Origin of the sequence: Rathayibacter sp. AY1H2, assembly GCF_002931985.1 — a bacterium.
Taxonomy (GTDB): Bacteria; Actinomycetota; Actinomycetes; order Actinomycetales; family Microbacteriaceae; genus Rathayibacter.
On record NZ_PSUV01000025.1, the window covers coordinates 13493 to 29126 of the forward strand.

Genomic DNA, 15634 nt, shown 5'->3' on the forward strand with positions numbered 1-15634 from the left:
ACCTGTCACCGACCGGTTCCGATCGACGTGTCGAGTCGCGCTGACGCCGCCGCCGCGACAGCAGCGCGGGGCGGCAGCGAGCGACTGGTCGGAGGAGGTCGGATGCGAGACGATGCAGAAGACCGTGATGACCCTTCGATCCCGACCCTGCGCGAAACGACAGCCGCTCTCTTCTTCGGGCTGGTCCAGCCCCGAGACGTGATCGCTCTGGCAGCGAATCTCGTCGCAGCAGGGAGTGACAGCGAGTCCCTTGTCGCTCTCGCGTCCCTCTACTCCAGCGCCACTCCCGCCGACGTCTTCGACCTCAGCTCGGCGGCACTCATCGAAGCGGGCGCGCGGCCATTGGATCGGGACGGTGAGGAGATCCCGCTTCTCGCGCTGCGCGTCGCATGCCGTCGTTTCCTCACCGGCGACTGGGATCTCCGCTCCTTCTCATCCTGGGTGCACGACCGGATCGGTCACGACGGACCGGCAGCTGCGCAGCCGCTTGTCGAGGTCGATGACGAGCTCGACGCGCGAGGCATCGGAGCCGGCGAGCGATACCGCCAGAAGGTCGCTCGACTCGCCGCCGCCTTCCTCGCTGACACAGAAGGGCCGGCGAGCGAGAACCCCTAACGAATCCGTCCGGTGCACGATCGGCTATCGAGACTGAAACTCCTACCGCCTTGGTACGGGACTGGTTCCCCCGCATCGACCGCGACGCCTGCTGACATGATCGTGGTCATGCCCTCAATTCGTTCGGCAAAGTTTCGGGCAGAGTCGTCGGTGGACGCTGTGCTCCTGCGGGCACTCGCCGGGCACGAGTCGAAACAGGTGCGCATCGCTGTTGCCGAGAACGCCGCTGCGGATGACCTGACGATCGGGCGTCTCCTCGCTGATGACGTCGACGCCGTGCGCCTCGCCGCCGCCAGCAGCCTTCGTGAACGCCCGCAACTCCACGAGATCGCGGCGAAATCAACGGACAAGTGGGTCCGTGCGATCCTTGCCCACCTGTACGCGGACGACGACCAAAGGTCGCTCGCCCTTGCGGTACAGAGAACACTCGCGGCGGATCCCTTCGGGGAGACTCGTGGCCGGACGGCTCAGACCACCGACGACTTGGAGATCTTCGAGTCGCTTCTCACCGACCCGTCACCGGTTGTCCGCGGCATGTGCGCGCGCAACCCCCGCATCTCCCTGACACAGATGGAGCGTCTCATCACCGACCGCGATCGCGCCGTCCGCGCCGGAGCCGCAGAGGGCGGACTCCAGTACCCCAATGACGAGCAGTTGCTCCGGCTGGCGCGCGACCGGTCGGTCGAGGTGCGCTGGGCAGTACTATTCCGCGCCGACCGACCCAGACGAGCAATCGAACTCATCGCAGAGGACAGCGACGAGATTAACCGACACCACGCGCGGATCGCCCTCCACGACGAGCACGACATCATCGCGCCAGCGGTGACGCACCGTGCACGCGCAGAACGTCGACGGGCACAGCTTGTTCGCTCATTCGGTGAGTGAACGGCGGGGAGTGAAGAGCGCCTTGTACGGCACGCGGTCTCGTTAGCCGATCCCCATATGGGACGGAGCTGAGCGGGTAGCGTCACCGGCATGACCTCGGGTTCGCGTCACCGCATTCGAGTTGCTGCCGCACTCACAACCGGAGCGGCGCTGCTCACCGCCGCCGGCTGCGCGCCGGCGGTGCAGACGTCGGGATGCCCGGGCTGGGCGTATTTTGGATCCGCGGAAGCCCGCTACGAGGTCGCCGAAGCGGTCATCACGACCGCCTCCCCTCGCGCCTCGGGAACTCAGAGCGTCTTCAGCGTCGCAGCATCCGCATACATGGTCACCGTGGATGAGACAGAGAAGGGACCGTTCATTGCAGGAGAGACAATCCGCGTCGTGTCGATGCCTGATGCGTGCAGCGGCACCGACCTCTACCCGGACGGAGACCCGATGGACACCGACCAGCCCCTCCGCCTGTACCTCAGTTCCGGGAACGGATTCTGGGCGACGCTGACTCCGCTCGAGGGCGCTGAACCGATCGAGGAATAGCCCGCCAGTCGATCCTCTTACGGGACGTAACGCCTTCCGTGGGATGGCTCAGTCGGCAGATGCCGCGAGTGCCGGCGCTGCCAGGCCGAGTCCTTCGCAGAAGGGGCCAGTGGGCTGGCCCGCTCTGTTCGGGAAGACGCCGAGCCTGGTGTCCGCGAGGACGCAGACCGTCGGGTTAGGTACGTTGATGGGTCCGCTTCCCGGGTAGGGCTCGTCGGGGACGGCGCTCCAGCTCGCTTCGCATCGTTCGAGGGCGGCGGCGACCCGCTCGGACAGTGGAAGCAGCTCGAATGCGTTGCGGTCGTCGTCCACGAGGATGCTCGTGGTGTGGTCCGCGCGGACGTCGGCGACGGAGTAGCAGTCGAAACTCGTGTTGGCTTCGTCGTTGCTAGCCTGCGTTACGGTGATCGCGGCGGCGCTGGTGCCGATCGCGACGACGGCCGCGAGGCCGAGCCCGACGAGGCGGCGGCGCTTGGTGGAGCGGTGGCGGGCAGCGATGTCGGTGAGGATGGTGGCGCGCATCCTGGTGAGCTGTCCCGTGGTCGGGCCGAGGTCGTGGGTCATCAGTTCTCCCTTTCAAAGGGGCGCAGGGTGGTGCGGAGCGCGGTCCGCAGCCGGCTGAGCCGGTTGCGGATAACGCCGTGGGTGGAGCCGAGTGCTTTCGCGGCGTCGGCGTAGCTGCTGCCCTGCTCGATACACAGGTAGTACAGCGCTTGATCGGTGTCGGAGAGCTCGGAGACGGCTTCCTCGATCGCCGCGGCGAGCTGGCGCCTCGCAACTTCTTCGTCAGGGGTGCCACGTCGATCCGGGTGCAGGGACAGGTCCGCGTCCTCGGTGCGGTTCCGTGCACGGGTCTTGGTTCGGACGAGGTTCAGCGCGGTGAACCGGGCGGTGGTGAGCAGCCACGGAAGGGCGGATGCGTCCACGATCGCGACGTCGTTGATCCGCGTCCACGTGGTGAGGAATACGTCTTGCACGACGTCTTCGGCGTCGCTGGGCGTGCGAACGATGCTGAGGGCGTAGCGGTAGGTCGTCGCCGCGTGCCGGTCGTAGAGCCGGCCGAACGCAGCCCGGTCGCCTCGCCTCGCGCCGTCCATCAGGGCGGCGTCATCAGTGCGCGCCGCAGCGTCTCGCGCGGGTGCTGCTGCTTCCGGTGGCGTGCTCATGCCTAGTGGTGTCCGATCCGAGCCGATCGTCTCAGACGAGATCCGCTTTGCAACTCTCCGCTCGAGGATCCCCAAACGGGACTGGCTGACGTCTCCTCAACGCCCTGCCGGTTTCACGTCGAGTTGTATCACTTGAGTTTGATTTGGAACCAACTCGATCAAGCGGACACTTCTAGGCATGGGTGTGGGATGGGAGACGGATCGCGAGGTCTGGCGGCGCGCGACGGGGGCTGATCCGCGGGCATTCGCGCTGATCTTCGACCGGTATCACCTGCGCGTTCGGGCCTACTGCCGTCAACTGCTCGGGGAGTCCGTCGACGCGGAGGATGCCGCGGCCGTCGTGTTCCTTGAGGCGTGGCGTAAGCGCGCCGACGTCCGCTTCGTCAACGACTCGCTCGCCGCGTGGCTGCTCGTCGTCGCCCTGAACGTCACCCGGAACATCGGTCGCGGTCGACGCCGATACGAGCGGATGCTGCGCACTCTTCCACCTCCTGTCAACGCGCCCGATCCAGCAGTGACGGTGGCAGCCGCAGCGGCATCCGCCGAACGCAGCCGCACCATCAGAGCTGCACTGACGATGCTGCGGCCGGCGGATCAGCAGATCCTCGCGCTCTGCGTCATTGAGCAGCTCACCCTCGAGGAAGCAGCCGCCGTGCTGCGCATTCCGGTCGGGACGGTGAAGTCCCGACTGTCCCGCGCCCGAGGTCGCCTACGCGATGAGTTCACACGCAGGCGGACACTTCCCCACACCTTCCGACCCGCGGAGTACTGACATGACAGCACCAGAGCACGACCGTACCCTCGCCCTCCGAACGGTGATCGCGCAGGCCGCAGAGAATGACCCAGGCAGCGGGCGCCACCGACGTCACCGGATCGCGATCGCCGCGGTTCCCGCGGCCGTCATCCTCGCCGCGGTCTCGGGCGGACTCTTCTTCGCCCAAGCGCCGGTGTCCGACACCATGACGGTCGCTTGCTTCGCGCGAGCAGAACGCAATGGGTCCGAGTTCCCCGGCACCACAGGAGCCCTCGCAACACCAGACGGAATACCCGGAAGCGGCGATCAGGTGCCGATCCCGGACGCGATCGCGTTCTGCTCCGACCTGTGGAGGCAGGGCGCACTTGACGTCGGCACGGCGAATGGCTCACCATTCGACCTTCGACCAGGACAGATTCCTTCCGAACTGACCGTCTGCGTCATGCCCGACGGCATTGCAGCTGTCATTCCCGGTACCTCCGACGTCTGCGGGCAGCTCGGCCTCGCCAACCGCGTCAAGTGACTACCAGCGCACCCGATGAACCATCCCGTTACGGGACGCGCACAAGGGGCTCGGGTTCCGACACTAGACCGGTGTCGAAGCAGAAGAAGATCCGGGAAGTGCTGCTCTCAGCTTGGGCCGGTACGACACGTGGGAGCACCGCTTCTCTCGAACACGGCCCGAGTGGCCGCCGCGGCCGCCGTCAGGGATGCCGGCGATCGATCTGGACAGCACCTCAGGCATGTTGGCGACCTTCCTCGAGCCGGGCGTCCTGCTCTCCATCGAACGCAGGAAGCCGCGGAACGTGCTCTGGGTGGGCGTGCCGAACGAGCTCACCCGGAACTGGTTCTACCTCTGGGAGGTCAACTCGAAAGCCGTGTGGGACCCTGCACCAAAGGGCTACAGACCTCGAACCATCACACTCGTCCGAACCGGCGACCGCTACCTCCAGGGACTAACCGTTGTCGCGGACCCTCCTCCGTCCGAGGATCTCCCCCACCACTGGACAGCCCGTTCGAAGACCGGGAGTCGGCAGCAGTGAAGTGGCCCGCTCAGCGATTCCATACGGGGCAGGGATCTTCGCACCGCTATGGCGGGCAGCGCCCCAGGCGAGCGAGGGCGTTCTGACGACGGCGGTCCCGGTGGGATGATCGGCGCATGGCGCCGATTTTGAGGGAAGTGCATCTCTGGCCGCACACGGGTCACCCGGATGTCCGATGGTCTCCACCGCGCCCCCCGGACGAATCGGGCTGGCCCCTGCTCGAGATGGACGCCATTCTTCGAGGGTCGAGGAAGATCTCCGAACCGCTCGGAGAACGCCTGGCGGAGCAGCGCATAGAGATGCCGCGGGCGAGCATCCGACTTCTCCCAGGAGGAGCATCCGCGAGTACCGATCTCGAGGTCGAGATCTCTCGCATCGTGATCGACGGTGAGAACTCGGTCCACTTCGCGGTACCGGCGGGATTCCACAACCTCGATGTGCGGGCGCGGGACGAACTGGTGCTGACGATGTGGACGGAGACGCTGCGAAGGCTGGTGAGCAACCATGGCGGCGATCCGGCCGCGGTGAGTCGAGCGACTGACGCTCTGAAAGGAATCGACTACGAGGAACCGCGTCGCGGGCCCTGTAAGCAGAACCCGGCTCGATCGCATCGCATGCGGCTGATCGGCGTACTCAAGGACGACGGCTACTTCCGTCTACGTGTCGAAGTCGAGCACCTGGACGGAGGTCGGCCGCCGGTGCTGTCCGAGACGATAGTCGGCGACTCCACCTTCTGGTCGTTCGATCGCGCTGCATGAGACCTGCGGTGGACGTCGAGCTCCTCCGTTGAAGGCGTATCGATTCCCGGCATCCTGCTCGGCGACCGAGGACGGTTCACCCTCGACGTCGCCACCGGTGCGGTCCACCCAGCGGAGGATTCAAGACGCCGCTGCCGATCGAGTCGACCGGTCCCGCCGTCGGGGCGGGCTTCCGTTTCATCGAGCAGCCCGCTGACGACGTCTACGTCGGGTGGGGAGGAGGAGGCCCGGTGAACGATGTTCCCGCGGAATATCTCGCCGAGGTCGACCAGCTTGCTGACCGGCTCTGCTCACCCGAGTGGAAACCGTGGTGGCGCCTCGTCGGCGTGGACCACGTGAGTGGGTACGTCAACTACGAGCCACCGCGCGAGACGCCGATCATCCGACTCGTGAACAAGACACTGACGATGATCGTCAGGCGTTCTGTCGCAACGATTCCCACCGGACCGGAAGCAGAACAGCTAGCTCGGCAAGACGTAGAAGCCGCCCTCACCCGTCTGGCCGCACGCAAGAACGTCGAGCTTCCTCCGCTCTGAACCAGCCGCGAAAGGCGCGCACACATCCCCACCTCAGCCGCCGAACACAGCTGGGCGCTGCAAGCACACCGCTACGGAAGACGTCGACCGCGACCGTCGCATCTCGTGACCGGTCAACCATCCCCCGTACGGGTACCTAGCCGCACAACACGGGGAGGCGTGGCTTGTTTCGTAGGCTGAGCCCATGAGGTCAGCACTTCGGAGCGCAGCCGGCGGTGCCCTCATGCTGATGGCCCTCGCCGGAGGTCTGGTCTCGCTCGGTGCCGGGTGGATCATCGATGGACGTGAGCCTCCAGCCGTTCAGTGCGAGAGCGGCCCGTACCCGCGAACAGGCGGACCGTTCCACGAAACGACCCGTATCACCGGATCGGTGACGATCTTGCCCCTCGGGGTGGACTGCACCTACGACGTCGACGGAGACGAGGTCGGCCCGCAGACAGTCCGGCACCCGAACATGCCCGCCACTGCAGGTTTCCTGGGCAGTGCGCTCACTTTCGCTGCTGGAGCAGCGCTCCTCGTCGTCCGGTCCGGTCGGGCAGGACCCGTCTCTGCCGACTGATGCGCCCGACCCCGGCGACTCGCTCAGCCATCCCCCGCCGGGACGTGCGTGGTGGGTAGCGTCCGCCCTACTCTGACGGGATGGAACTGCGGACCGCGAAGACCCTCGGCATCCTCGCGATGGTGATCGGCACCCCAGTCGCCCTCCTCACCCACACGATCGGCTGGATCCAGACCGGCTGGGAACCCGCCGCCGTGCAGTGCCAGCACAGCGACTACCCCGACGGGATCGACCTCTACTCCAGCCGCGTATCGGGCGAGAAGATCCTCTACCCGCTCGGCCTGTCCTGCACCTACGCAGCCAGCGAGACCTCACCAGGCATCACCATCCGTCACCACAGGTGGGACGCCACCGCCCTCTTCACCGCAGCCGCCGCACTCGCTCTCGCGGGAACCGTCGTCGCGCTCAGAGCCGAACGCAAGCAGGAGCTCATCACCGAGTCGAAGGAAGAACGAGCGACGACATAGCGCAGCGCCCCTCTGCCGGTCAACGATCCCCTTACGGGACGGCCGGTACGCCGACTCTCTCCCCGACAGAATCGTGCATCCGTGTCATGCCATCAGGGGTGCAGGGTTGAGCCAGACTGGCCGAGTGTCAGCACTGCGCCATTGGGCGCCATTCCCCTTCGTCGCAGTCGCCATCGTCGCAACGGTAATTCTCACCGCTCTCCACCTGGTCGAGCTGTATGTGCTGACTACCCAGCAGCTCGCGCAGGTCGGGACTGGGCAAAATACCGCGGGAATAGTCGCGTTCTTCGCGGTCTACCTCATTCCGTCCGCCCTGATCGAAGGTGTGCTCATCGGGCTTGCTGCGTTCGCTGCCGCTCGGCTCCTGAAGCGCGGACGTCGAGTCTCGCAACGCGCGATCGCACCGCTCGTCGGTCTGGTCGCGGCGGTCGTCGCCCTCTGCCTAATGGTGGTGCCGTTGATCGGGTACGCCACAGGTGGGCTTCTCCAGCTGGGCGCCGGGATCGCGGCCCTCCTCTCGGGCGAAGCCGGAAGCGGCCCGGCGAACCTGATGGAAGCCATCGCGCTCGCCCTCCTCCTATACGTCGGAGCCTTCACCCTGAGTGCACGCCGCCTCTTCAATACCGCTGCGGCCGCGGACGCTCACGCCCGCTGACATCTACAGCTCCTCGGATGGACCCGCTGGACGATCCCCGTACGGGACAGCAGGGCCGAGACGCGCTTGAGGACAACACCGACCGAGCGCGTCGAGAAGTCCCGCCGATGTCAGGAGGGGGCGCGGTCTCCGCGCACTGTGAGGAACCAGGCGGTGTCATTGTCCGCGTTCGATGCGATGGCGTCGACACTCGATATCGGCTTCTCGCCAAGCGACGCGGGATCGATCTCGTGTGGGCCATCGGCGCAGTCGATCGCGTCGAGGGTGGTCGTCGTCCTCGTCGCCGGTCCCCCAGCCGTGGAAAGCGATCCGATTTCGAGGTCGATCACTCCTTCGCCGAGGCAATCGAAGGTGATCGCGGTCGGCAGCGCCGGCCTCTCGAGGGTGACTTCGACGCGGCCGCCGTCATCGTCGGCCTCGACGTTCAGCGAGAGGACCGCTACGACGTCGCGATCCGTTGCCACGTCCGCCTGGCGCTCTTCGCGCCACTGCGTGATTCGAGGATCTTCACCGGGTACCGGTGTGCAGCCGGCGAGAGCCGCCACAAGAACAAGACCAGCTGCTGTGTGGATCGGACGGGGCCTCATTGCTACACAGTAGAGGCACAGGACGCCGAAGAAGACCCATCATCACAGCGCCAGCGCTCGTCTCCTTCGCAGCGCGATACGGTGTGCTGACGAGGCACAGGGGGATGCGGTGGAATCGACGACGCGCCTGAGGCGGGTGGCCGGAGCGGCAGTGGCGGCGCTCACGATGACGCTCATGGCCGGGTGTTCCGGCCCCGACACCGAGGCGTACACCGATTTCGAGCGGGCGCAGGACGAGCGGGACACTCTTCCCGACGTCGGCACCGTAGGAGACGGCTACGACCCCGCCTCGATCCGTTACGTCGGCTCAGCCGACGGACTGGACGTCTGGATCGGGTCGCAGACCACGACCGGAGGCCGGTGCGTCATCGTGGACGGAGACGGCGACAACGAAGACGGAAGCGGCTGCGGGGATGAGCTGTCGCTGAACGGAGCATGGGCCGTCCAGATTCACACCGATGGCGCCGGTCCAGACGACCCCACTGGCCTCGACTGGACGAGCCTCGGCGAGAACGTGTCCATCCGCCGGTACTAACCACCCTGTTCCTCACGTCGACCGCGCGGACGAGCACGTGCGAACGACCCCTACCGGCCGCCCGGTCGACCATCCCCATACGGGACGCCGCGCTCGGAGCATCTCGCCTTGCTCGCGCAGCGTCGTGCGGAGGATCATCTCGAAGGTGGCAGATGATTGGTACCGCGATCCTGGGTGGGATGCCGCTGACCGTGACGAGTTCGAGCGTCGTCTCAGCCGAGCACGACCGCACAACCGTCAGCAGTACCTCAAGCTCAAGGCCATAGCTCTTCGTGACGCGGGCCTGATCGACGCCGCTCGATCCCTGCTCATCCGCGCAGTGGACTACCCCGAGCCGGATCTCGCCGTTGAACGCGCGCATAGTCGCGAGTTGCTCGGAAACATTGCTGTGCAGACCGGCGACGTGGAGGAGGCCCTGCACCAGTACCGGACGGTGATCCAGGAGAATCCGACCTTGAACGGCACATCGGGGTCGATACGCATCGCTGCCGCCGAGGTGCTCCTCACCCGAAAGGGGCCAGGAGACGTCGAGGAGGCCATCGCCCACCTCGACTCGTGGCCGGCTGAAGTCGGCTTCCAACTCTCGTCCGAGATCTTCCGGTGGCATCTAGCGCGCATCAGCGCGGCCACGATCAAGCGCGACGTCGACGCCGTACGAGAGTCTGCACGCGCTGCTCTGCAACTGGTCGAGGCCCCACCTCAATTCCGGTTCCACCCGACCGTCGGCCTCGTTCACACGGACCGCAAGACGCTGCGCCAGCTGCGTCGCTGGGCGAGGTGAACCCAAGCCACCTGCTCCAACAGCAGATGATGCTCTCAGCATCTCTCTAAGCCATCCCCCGACGGAACGCCCATGCGCTCTCTTCGGCACTGCTCTGGTAAGCGCCGAACTACAGCTGGGGAGAGACTTGGGGCATGTGGTTAGAGGGAATCGCGCTTGAGCGGCGGTTACGCGAGCTGGACACCCCTGGGCCCGGCGATGAGCCGGTTGACTTCGACGGTCAGCGACTGGCAGCAAAGGTGGACGCCCTCGTCGCACTGCTCGATGAGAGCTTTCCCAGGGCTGTAACGGCGGATCGTCCCTGGGAATGGCAGGACTCCGCGACCTTCACGCACGTCACGGTCGACGGTGCAGCAAACCGCACTTCGGCGAACCTCGTCATCTGCATCAGCCGACACGGAGACCTTTGCTTCATTGCCCTCGAAGCCCAGGAAGCGTATACACGCGAGGAGTTCGATGCGCTGGTCGAACCAGAGGACTTGTCATCGATACTGGCAGCCCTCGACACCGTGAACTTCACAGTCACTGCCGAAGAAACGCTCTGGGCCCGATACGACGGACCGCGCGTGATGAGCAACTCGAGCTGGATCGAACGCTACTTCGGGTATCCGATTTGAGCGCGCCCGGCGAGCAGGTCCGCGCGCCGAAGCTGCGTTGAGCGGTAACCCATCCCCTTACGGGACGAACCAGCTTGCCCCGCGGGAGCCGACATGAGCAGTGAACCGTCAGGGCGTGCTCTGCGCCCCACGTACGGTCAGGAACCAAGCCGTGTCGCGATCGGCGTCAGTTGTAGCCGCGCCGACGAGATTGATGGGGTCGGTGCCGAGGGAGGCCGGATCGATGTCGAGCGGGCCATCGCCGCAGTCCACGGTCCGGACAGTGGTCTTGCCTGTCGTGACCGTGCCGGTCTTGGAGTCGGAGTCGAGCTGCAGTTCGACTGTGCCATCCCCGAAGCATTCGAAGGTAATGGCGCCGGGCAGCACCGGTTGGTCGAAGGCAGATACCAGCCGATCCCCCTCCCGTCCCGCGCTCGAATCGGACGACAGCACAGCGAGGAAGGGACCTCCCGCGTCGATGTCAGCCTGACGATCCGAGCGCCACTGGGTGAGCTGTGCGCGATCAACGGGCTCCGGCGCGCATGCGGTCATGGTGCCCACGACAGCCAGTAGGAGTGTGAGTGCAACAGAACGACGACTCATCTGCCCACCCTAGGTCCGACCGGATTAGGTCGAGCGAGTCTCATCGTCCGGCATGGCGGAAAGTGTCGCACTGGGCGATCCCCTTACGGGACGCTCTCGGTCGCGAGTCGGTTGCTCCTCGTGGTGAGAGCCGCGTCACGCCTACTGTTCTCCCGTGGGAGAACTCAAGGGAACGAGCGCGGCGGCGGTCGAGGCCGCTTCTCGTCGCGCCGAGGGGTGGATACGCCGTGGTTGAACGTCTGGACAGTTGGGATCCGAGTGGACTCTCGCCGGACCGGCAGACATCACCCCGCCAACGACGGTTGTTAAGACTGTCGCTCGTGCTGGGCGCTCTAGCCGTCGTGGCGGCCGCGGTTCTGTGGGTGGGTGATCTGCTGTTCGGAGTGCATGGCCCTTCGCACTACGTCAGCATCACCAACGACACCGCAGCCTCACTCACCTGGTCCTGCTCCTGGTCCGATCTTCACCTCGCCGCCGGGGAGACAGGTCAGCTGCGCATCCTCGACCAGCCCGACCAGGACTACGGCTGCGTCCCACAAGCAGCCACCCCCTTCGTGTCGGCACACAACAACGACATCTGCCCGTCGCTGAACTCGATGACCGAGGGAAGGCAGTTCACGGCAACCGACTTCGCGAAGACCTACCGCTGCCCATAGCTGCATACGCGACCGGTGAACGATCCCCAAACGGGACGCCTGTAAGACGGTCCGTCAAATGGGTCGAGTGCAGGCTTCGTCAATCGCTTCTTGCTCGTCGTCGGTCAGCCACGCTTCGCTCGTGCTGGGGAACCATCCCTGGTTCGGCCACTGGTCGATGAAGTCGGTGCGGCTGGGCGCGTCGGGGTTCTCGATGCCGTTCGCTTCGTAGCAGGGCACGAGGTACTCGGTCAGGTAGCTGTAGAGGTAGTCGATCTGCTCGGACGTCATGGGCACCACGGGGGTCGTGGGATAGCTCGACCAGCAGGTGAACGCGGCGACCGATTCGGCTTCCGTCGAGGCGGACGTCATGATGCTGACGGGTCCGCCGCCGGCGGCGTTCGAGCCGAGGTCGACCGTTAGGCCGGCCGCGGTGAGGCAGCCCAGGAGTGCTGTCGAATCGTTCGGGTCGCGGTATTCCTGGAACGGGTCGGCGGGTCTCGTCGCGTCAGGGAAGCCTGCCAGGACTCCTTCCCATTGGCGGTCCTGCTCCTGGATGCGCAGCTGCTCCTGCTCGTCGGGCGCGAGAGGTGTTGGGGCGGGAGAGGGACCAAGATCGGGCATCGGGTAGGCGACGACAGAGGAACTGGTCGCCTCAGGGGTGGGGCCAGGTGCGAGAGCCCACGTCGAAACCAGGGCGACCGCGAGGACGATGACGGCTCCGGCGGCGACGATCCAGATCACCCTCGCGCGGCCGGCTGGCGTGGGGTGGGTGCGGCTCTCGCCCAGGGCGGCGGCCGCGATGGATTCCGGTTCGTCGAAGGACCGCACGCGCTCGATGGCTTCTGCCGGCTCGAGGCCGGCCAGCTCCTCATCTATCCCGTCTCGGATCGCGGAGGCGACGTCACGAGGGACGGGCCTTAGCGCCCGATCGAGCCGCTTCAAGTAGGTCTGGACCTCGCGGGGTGCGCTGGTCGGGGTCATGTGTCGTCTCCTGCCACGATCGCTTGGACGGAACGGGTGAAGGGCTCCCACTGGCGGCGGAACTCGCCCAGCTCGGCCTGTCCGGAGGGGGTGAGCTTGTAGTACTTCCGGACCGGGCCCGAACCGCTCTCCCCTGCGTAGGAGGTGATCAAACCGCGATCCTTCAACCGCCCGAGCACCGGGTAGAGCGTGCCGATGCTGGCGATCATGCCCAGCGACACCAGCTCCTCCGACAGGCGCCAGCCGTACATCGGCTCCCGCGATAGGAGCCCGAGGGCGCAGTACTCCACCACGCCCTTCCGGATCTGGGCCCCCACGTCGACTGTCATGCTTTGCATGTTAGCGTGCGATGCATACTAGCGGTGGTGGGAATCTGTCGGTCCGACTACCGCGCAACAACCAACGAAGGTGTCCCACGATGCCGACTGCTTCCACCGCGTCACGTCTCTCGACTTCAGCATCCGATGGATCTGTGAACGCGTTCATCGGCTGGACCGCCGCCGGCGTGGTCACTGTGCTCGCCGCCCTGGTTCTGGTGTTCAGCAGCTTCATGGTGGCTCTGGGGATCACGGACGCGGATCCATCCGAGGGAGCCATCGCGATCGGCGCCGGCGGTGTAGGTGTCATCATCTGGATCGTCGTTGCCGCTGTCGGAGGTTACGTCGCTCCCCGGAGGCTCTCGCGTCGTCCTGTTCTCGTCGCGTGGCTTCCAGCTGTGGTGAGTGCCCTCTGATGCGGGATCGCTATCGGCCTGTTTCCCGTCCTGCTCGAGAACGTCGTCTTTCCGATGTCGTTGACCCCCGTGCCGATGAGCCAGCCGCTCCTTTTCCAAGCGTTGATTCTTACGGCCGGTGCCATCCCGGCTGGAGCGGGGTTGCTGGTGATCAATCTCGTGTTGCGCGTGATCAGAGCGCGCCGGGGCCGAGTCGCGACGCATACGAGAGGTGATGCGCCTGACGTCGGGAGTCAGAGCTCCTCGTGATCCATGGCGAGAGAGGACTGGACATCAACTAGATGAGGCACGGCGTCGGCTCAGCGCCCAGACCAGCGCGCCCGCGAGGAGCACCGCGCAGGTCAGCCCGGCGACGTGCAGGACGAGCGAGAGCGTCCCGTTCTCGGGGAGCAGGAAGCCGTAGGGCACCCACCCGTCGGTCGCTCCGCGGACGAGCAGGACGGCGCTGACCCAGGGCGGGGCCGTGCCGGTACCGGGGACGAGGGTGTTGTAGATCACGGCGACGACGATCAGGTAGGCCGTCGCCGCGCCGCGGACGTAGCTCAGCCACACCGGCGTCGGACGGCGGGCGAGCGCGACCGATCCGGCGACGATGAGCACCGCGCTCGCGAGGAGGCTGGTCTGGTTCGTGAAGTAGCCGAAGTAGTCGAACGGATTCGGGTCGCCGGCCACGATGCTCAGCGCGTAGGTGTGGAGGATCACCGCGACCGCGGCTGCACCGACGGCGATGCGCGCTACACCCACGAATGGGCGGGTCGGTGCCGGGGAACTCATCGGGTCAGCCTAGGAGCCGTTGGGCTTCCTGCTGGCCCGCGACAGACGTTCCCCTTTCCGAACCGTGCTGAGCATTTCAGGCCGAGACGCGACCACGAGGAAAGCGGTGACGTCGCTTGGCCTGAGCCGGTGGGGACGTTCTCGAAAGTGCGCAGCACGGTCGCGGTCGCGGCATGCCTGGCGGTCGTGACGGGATGCACCGCGCAGCCTGCACCGTCGGCCCCGCCTCTGGCGACGAACTCGGACGACGGCTTCACCTCCCCGCTGACCGGCGACCTAGGCGTAGCGACGTTCACCGGGAGCGACGGGACCACCGGCGCCGTCCAGTTGAGCGCGGCGGACGGCCGGCTGGCCCTGACATCCGACGAGCTCGTCATCCCCACCGCGTCTTCCGGTTCCGTAGCGGTCATGGGAGCGCTCGATCCGATCGACGCGGATACCACCTGTTTCGACGTCGATTTCCCGATGCGTCTCGCGGACGCGGAGTCAGGGAAGCCCTACAAAGCGTGGCGGAACCTCGCAGAGTTCCATGGCGACCCGACAGCGATCAATCAACTCGTTCTCACGACCCGCCCGCAGGACGACCCCGACTGCTCAACCAAAATCCTCGCCATCGCTGACGTCCAGTGGAACGTGGAGCCGCAGCGCAGCACCCTCGTGGCCCGGGACGCCGGCCCACGTGCAGCAGCGCGTGGCGAGGTGTCATCCACGGACGGAGTGCCGACGTCGTACACGGTCGCTCGCAACGACCTCGCAGAGGACGTCGCGGCACGATTCGGCATGACGGCCGATGACCTGTTCTACCTCAACCCGTTCCGCTTCCCTTCGGACGAGATTCTGCGCGTCGGTGAAGAGCTGAACCTCACTGTCGCGGCGCGATGACCTCCCCCCCGCGGGTACTCGATACCGGGCCTGGCGTTCCGGCTCTTGATCAATCCTTCGGAGTGCAGTGCATGATGTCCCGATGAACGTTGGAGAGCCCCCGCAACCGAGTGCAGCGACGCCCATCGTTCTCGCCTTGGTCTTCGGCGGTCTTGCAGCCGCCCTGGGAGCCGTAGCCTCCATTTACATGTGGGACCCGAGCGAGACGTGCAGGACCCGCGGCGGAGGCAGCCTGACGGGAGAGGGGTTCCTCTGGAACCCGCTGTGCTCAGATGGTTCAACCGTTCAGCCGATATGGATGACGTTGTCGACTGCTGCGGCGTTGATCGTGGCCGTGACATGCGTCGTCATTGCGGCCAGCCGTCAAGTTGAACGTGACGGACAGGAAATTGCGTCGCCCGACGTTCTGCACGACTACTCGCGCCAGACCCTGCCGGAGGACAACGGGCTCCGCAAGCTGGGCGATGAGTGGTGAGAGATGGCAACTCCGGGGGGGGGGGGGCACCCTCCCGATGAGCGTTAGACAGTCTCCTCGGCCGGATCACGCGATCC

General features: G+C 66.1%; 24 protein-coding genes. 17 read left to right on the top strand and 7 right to left on the bottom strand.

The window, feature by feature from the left end:
- Positions 1-102 precede the first annotated feature (102 nt).
- From C5C29_RS15045 to C5C29_RS16890, 3 genes are all read left to right on the top strand, one after another.
- On the top strand, positions 103-615 hold the full coding sequence (locus C5C29_RS15045) for a hypothetical protein (RefSeq protein ID WP_104223346.1): 513 nt from the start codon (positions 103-105) through the stop codon (positions 613-615).
- Positions 616-711: 96 nt separating this feature from the next.
- Positions 712-1500: a hypothetical protein gene (locus C5C29_RS15050; protein ID WP_104308778.1), complete on the top strand. Its 789-nt coding sequence runs from the start codon at positions 712-714 to the stop codon at positions 1498-1500.
- Between the two features lie 90 nt (positions 1501-1590).
- Positions 1591-2034: a hypothetical protein gene (locus C5C29_RS16890; protein WP_146076925.1), complete on the top strand. Its 444-nt coding sequence runs from the start codon at positions 1591-1593 to the stop codon at positions 2032-2034.
- A gap of 48 nt (positions 2035-2082) precedes the next feature.
- Here C5C29_RS16890 and C5C29_RS15055 read toward each other — a convergent pair whose 3' ends face one another.
- Positions 2083-2598, bottom strand: coding sequence for a hypothetical protein (locus tag C5C29_RS15055; RefSeq protein WP_104223349.1), 516 nt, complete (start codon positions 2596-2598; stop codon positions 2083-2085).
- Positions 2598-3200 (bottom strand): RNA polymerase sigma factor, encoded by a 603-nt coding sequence (locus C5C29_RS15060; protein ID WP_104223350.1) that lies wholly within the window; start codon positions 3198-3200, stop codon positions 2598-2600. The genes C5C29_RS15055 and C5C29_RS15060 overlap by 1 nt, the downstream gene beginning before the upstream one ends.
- Positions 3201-3378: 178 nt before the next feature.
- Between C5C29_RS15060 and C5C29_RS15065 the strand changes: the two genes are divergently transcribed.
- The 7 genes from C5C29_RS15065 to C5C29_RS15085 all read left to right on the top strand — a co-directional run bounded on the left by C5C29_RS15065 (position 3379) and on the right by C5C29_RS15085 (position 7972).
- Positions 3379-3972, top strand: coding sequence for an RNA polymerase sigma factor (locus tag C5C29_RS15065; RefSeq protein WP_104223351.1), 594 nt, complete (start codon positions 3379-3381; stop codon positions 3970-3972).
- A gap of 43 nt (positions 3973-4015) precedes the next feature.
- Positions 4016-4477: a hypothetical protein gene (locus tag C5C29_RS16895; RefSeq protein ID WP_146076926.1), complete on the top strand. Its 462-nt coding sequence runs from the start codon at positions 4016-4018 to the stop codon at positions 4475-4477.
- Between the two features lie 220 nt (positions 4478-4697).
- Positions 4698-4997, top strand: coding sequence for a hypothetical protein (locus C5C29_RS15070; protein ID WP_146076927.1), 300 nt, complete (start codon positions 4698-4700; stop codon positions 4995-4997).
- 116 nt (positions 4998-5113) lie between these two features.
- Positions 5114-5755: a hypothetical protein gene (locus C5C29_RS15075; RefSeq protein WP_146076928.1), complete on the top strand. Its 642-nt coding sequence runs from the start codon at positions 5114-5116 to the stop codon at positions 5753-5755.
- Between the two features lie 230 nt (positions 5756-5985).
- Entirely contained in the window at positions 5986-6291 is a 306-nt protein-coding gene (locus C5C29_RS16900; RefSeq protein WP_146076929.1) for a hypothetical protein, read from the top strand.
- A gap of 639 nt (positions 6292-6930) precedes the next feature.
- Entirely contained in the window at positions 6931-7317 is a 387-nt protein-coding gene (locus C5C29_RS15080) for a hypothetical protein (RefSeq protein WP_104223354.1), read from the top strand.
- Positions 7318-7441: 124 nt separating this feature from the next.
- A complete protein-coding gene (locus C5C29_RS15085) occupies positions 7442-7972 on the top strand; it encodes a hypothetical protein (RefSeq protein WP_104223355.1) in 531 nt (176 codons plus the stop codon).
- Between the two features lie 110 nt (positions 7973-8082).
- Here C5C29_RS15085 and C5C29_RS15090 read toward each other — a convergent pair whose 3' ends face one another.
- Positions 8083-8517 (bottom strand): hypothetical protein, encoded by a 435-nt coding sequence (locus tag C5C29_RS15090; protein WP_146082237.1) that lies wholly within the window; start codon positions 8515-8517, stop codon positions 8083-8085.
- Positions 8518-8710: 193 nt separating this feature from the next.
- Between C5C29_RS15090 and C5C29_RS15095 the strand changes: the two genes are divergently transcribed.
- The 3 genes from C5C29_RS15095 to C5C29_RS15105 all read left to right on the top strand — a co-directional run bounded on the left by C5C29_RS15095 (position 8711) and on the right by C5C29_RS15105 (position 10492).
- The gene (locus tag C5C29_RS15095; protein WP_104223357.1) at positions 8711-9094 is read left to right on the top strand and encodes a hypothetical protein; all 384 of its coding nucleotides are present in this window, start codon (positions 8711-8713) and stop codon (positions 9092-9094) included.
- Between the two features lie 145 nt (positions 9095-9239).
- A complete protein-coding gene (locus C5C29_RS15100; RefSeq protein ID WP_146076931.1) occupies positions 9240-9875 on the top strand; it encodes a tetratricopeptide repeat protein in 636 nt (211 codons plus the stop codon).
- A gap of 134 nt (positions 9876-10009) precedes the next feature.
- Positions 10010-10492 (top strand): hypothetical protein, encoded by a 483-nt coding sequence (locus C5C29_RS15105; RefSeq protein WP_104223359.1) that lies wholly within the window; start codon positions 10010-10012, stop codon positions 10490-10492.
- Positions 10493-10600: 108 nt separating this feature from the next.
- Here C5C29_RS15105 and C5C29_RS15110 read toward each other — a convergent pair whose 3' ends face one another.
- Positions 10601-11032, bottom strand: a complete 432-nt coding sequence (locus tag C5C29_RS15110) for a hypothetical protein (RefSeq protein ID WP_146076932.1) — start codon at positions 11030-11032, stop codon at positions 10601-10603.
- A 425-nt stretch (positions 11033-11457) separates the two neighbouring features.
- Between C5C29_RS15110 and C5C29_RS15115 the strand changes: the two genes are divergently transcribed.
- Positions 11458-11730 carry a hypothetical protein gene (locus C5C29_RS15115; RefSeq protein ID WP_146078954.1) on the top strand — a complete coding sequence of 91 codons (273 nt, stop codon included), beginning with the start codon at positions 11458-11460 and terminating at the stop codon, positions 11728-11730.
- A 54-nt stretch (positions 11731-11784) separates the two neighbouring features.
- On the opposite strand, the gene C5C29_RS15120 is transcribed toward C5C29_RS15115, so the two are convergent.
- Both C5C29_RS15120 and C5C29_RS15125 read right to left on the bottom strand, forming a co-directional pair.
- Complete coding sequence (locus tag C5C29_RS15120; RefSeq protein WP_104223362.1) at positions 11785-12693, bottom strand: hypothetical protein; 909 nt, start codon at positions 12691-12693, stop codon at positions 11785-11787.
- On the bottom strand, positions 12690-13022 hold the full coding sequence (locus C5C29_RS15125) for a PadR family transcriptional regulator (RefSeq protein WP_104223417.1): 333 nt from the start codon (positions 13020-13022) through the stop codon (positions 12690-12692). Before C5C29_RS15125 ends, C5C29_RS15120 begins: the two co-directional genes overlap by 4 nt.
- A gap of 143 nt (positions 13023-13165) precedes the next feature.
- Here C5C29_RS15125 and C5C29_RS15130 point away from each other — a divergent pair, with 143 nt between their 5' ends.
- The gene (locus C5C29_RS15130; protein ID WP_104223363.1) at positions 13166-13426 is read left to right on the top strand and encodes a hypothetical protein; all 261 of its coding nucleotides are present in this window, start codon (positions 13166-13168) and stop codon (positions 13424-13426) included.
- Positions 13427-13699: 273 nt separating this feature from the next.
- On the opposite strand, the gene C5C29_RS15135 is transcribed toward C5C29_RS15130, so the two are convergent.
- Positions 13700-14200, bottom strand: a complete 501-nt coding sequence (locus C5C29_RS15135; protein ID WP_104223364.1) for a hypothetical protein — start codon at positions 14198-14200, stop codon at positions 13700-13702.
- Between the two features lie 129 nt (positions 14201-14329).
- Between C5C29_RS15135 and C5C29_RS15140 the strand changes: the two genes are divergently transcribed.
- Together C5C29_RS15140 and C5C29_RS17255 are read left to right on the top strand one after the other, a co-directional pair.
- Entirely contained in the window at positions 14330-15082 is a 753-nt protein-coding gene (locus tag C5C29_RS15140) for a LysM domain-containing protein (RefSeq protein ID WP_104223365.1), read from the top strand.
- A 298-nt stretch (positions 15083-15380) separates the two neighbouring features.
- The gene (locus tag C5C29_RS17255; protein WP_181027276.1) at positions 15381-15557 is read left to right on the top strand and encodes a hypothetical protein; all 177 of its coding nucleotides are present in this window, start codon (positions 15381-15383) and stop codon (positions 15555-15557) included.
- Positions 15558-15634 lie beyond the last annotated feature (77 nt).

Coding starts and splice junctions, on each gene's coding strand:
- C5C29_RS15065 (WP_104223351.1), top strand. CDS start 3,379: ATGGGTGTGGGATGGGAGACGGATCGCGAGGTCTGGCGGCGCGCGACG.
- C5C29_RS15050 (WP_104308778.1), top strand. CDS start 712: ATGATCGTGGTCATGCCCTCAATTCGTTCGGCAAAGTTTCGGGCAGAG.
- C5C29_RS15125 (WP_104223417.1), bottom strand. CDS start 13,022: ATGACAGTCGACGTGGGGGCCCAGATCCGGAAGGGCGTGGTGGAGTAC.
- C5C29_RS15060 (WP_104223350.1), bottom strand. CDS start 3,200: ATGAGCACGCCACCGGAAGCAGCAGCACCCGCGCGAGACGCTGCGGCG.
- C5C29_RS15135 (WP_104223364.1), bottom strand. CDS start 14,200: ATGAGTTCCCCGGCACCGACCCGCCCATTCGTGGGTGTAGCGCGCATC.
- C5C29_RS15120 (WP_104223362.1), bottom strand. CDS start 12,693: ATGACCCCGACCAGCGCACCCCGCGAGGTCCAGACCTACTTGAAGCGG.
- C5C29_RS15105 (WP_104223359.1), top strand. CDS start 10,010: ATGTGGTTAGAGGGAATCGCGCTTGAGCGGCGGTTACGCGAGCTGGAC.
- C5C29_RS17255 (WP_181027276.1), top strand. CDS start 15,381: ATGACGTTGTCGACTGCTGCGGCGTTGATCGTGGCCGTGACATGCGTC.
- C5C29_RS15080 (WP_104223354.1), top strand. CDS start 6,931: ATGGAACTGCGGACCGCGAAGACCCTCGGCATCCTCGCGATGGTGATC.
- C5C29_RS15045 (WP_104223346.1), top strand. CDS start 103: ATGCGAGACGATGCAGAAGACCGTGATGACCCTTCGATCCCGACCCTG.
- C5C29_RS15075 (WP_146076928.1), top strand. CDS start 5,114: ATGGCGCCGATTTTGAGGGAAGTGCATCTCTGGCCGCACACGGGTCAC.
- C5C29_RS15055 (WP_104223349.1), bottom strand. CDS start 2,598: ATGACCCACGACCTCGGCCCGACCACGGGACAGCTCACCAGGATGCGC.
- C5C29_RS15070 (WP_146076927.1), top strand. CDS start 4,698: ATGTTGGCGACCTTCCTCGAGCCGGGCGTCCTGCTCTCCATCGAACGC.
- C5C29_RS16890 (WP_146076925.1), top strand. CDS start 1,591: ATGACCTCGGGTTCGCGTCACCGCATTCGAGTTGCTGCCGCACTCACA.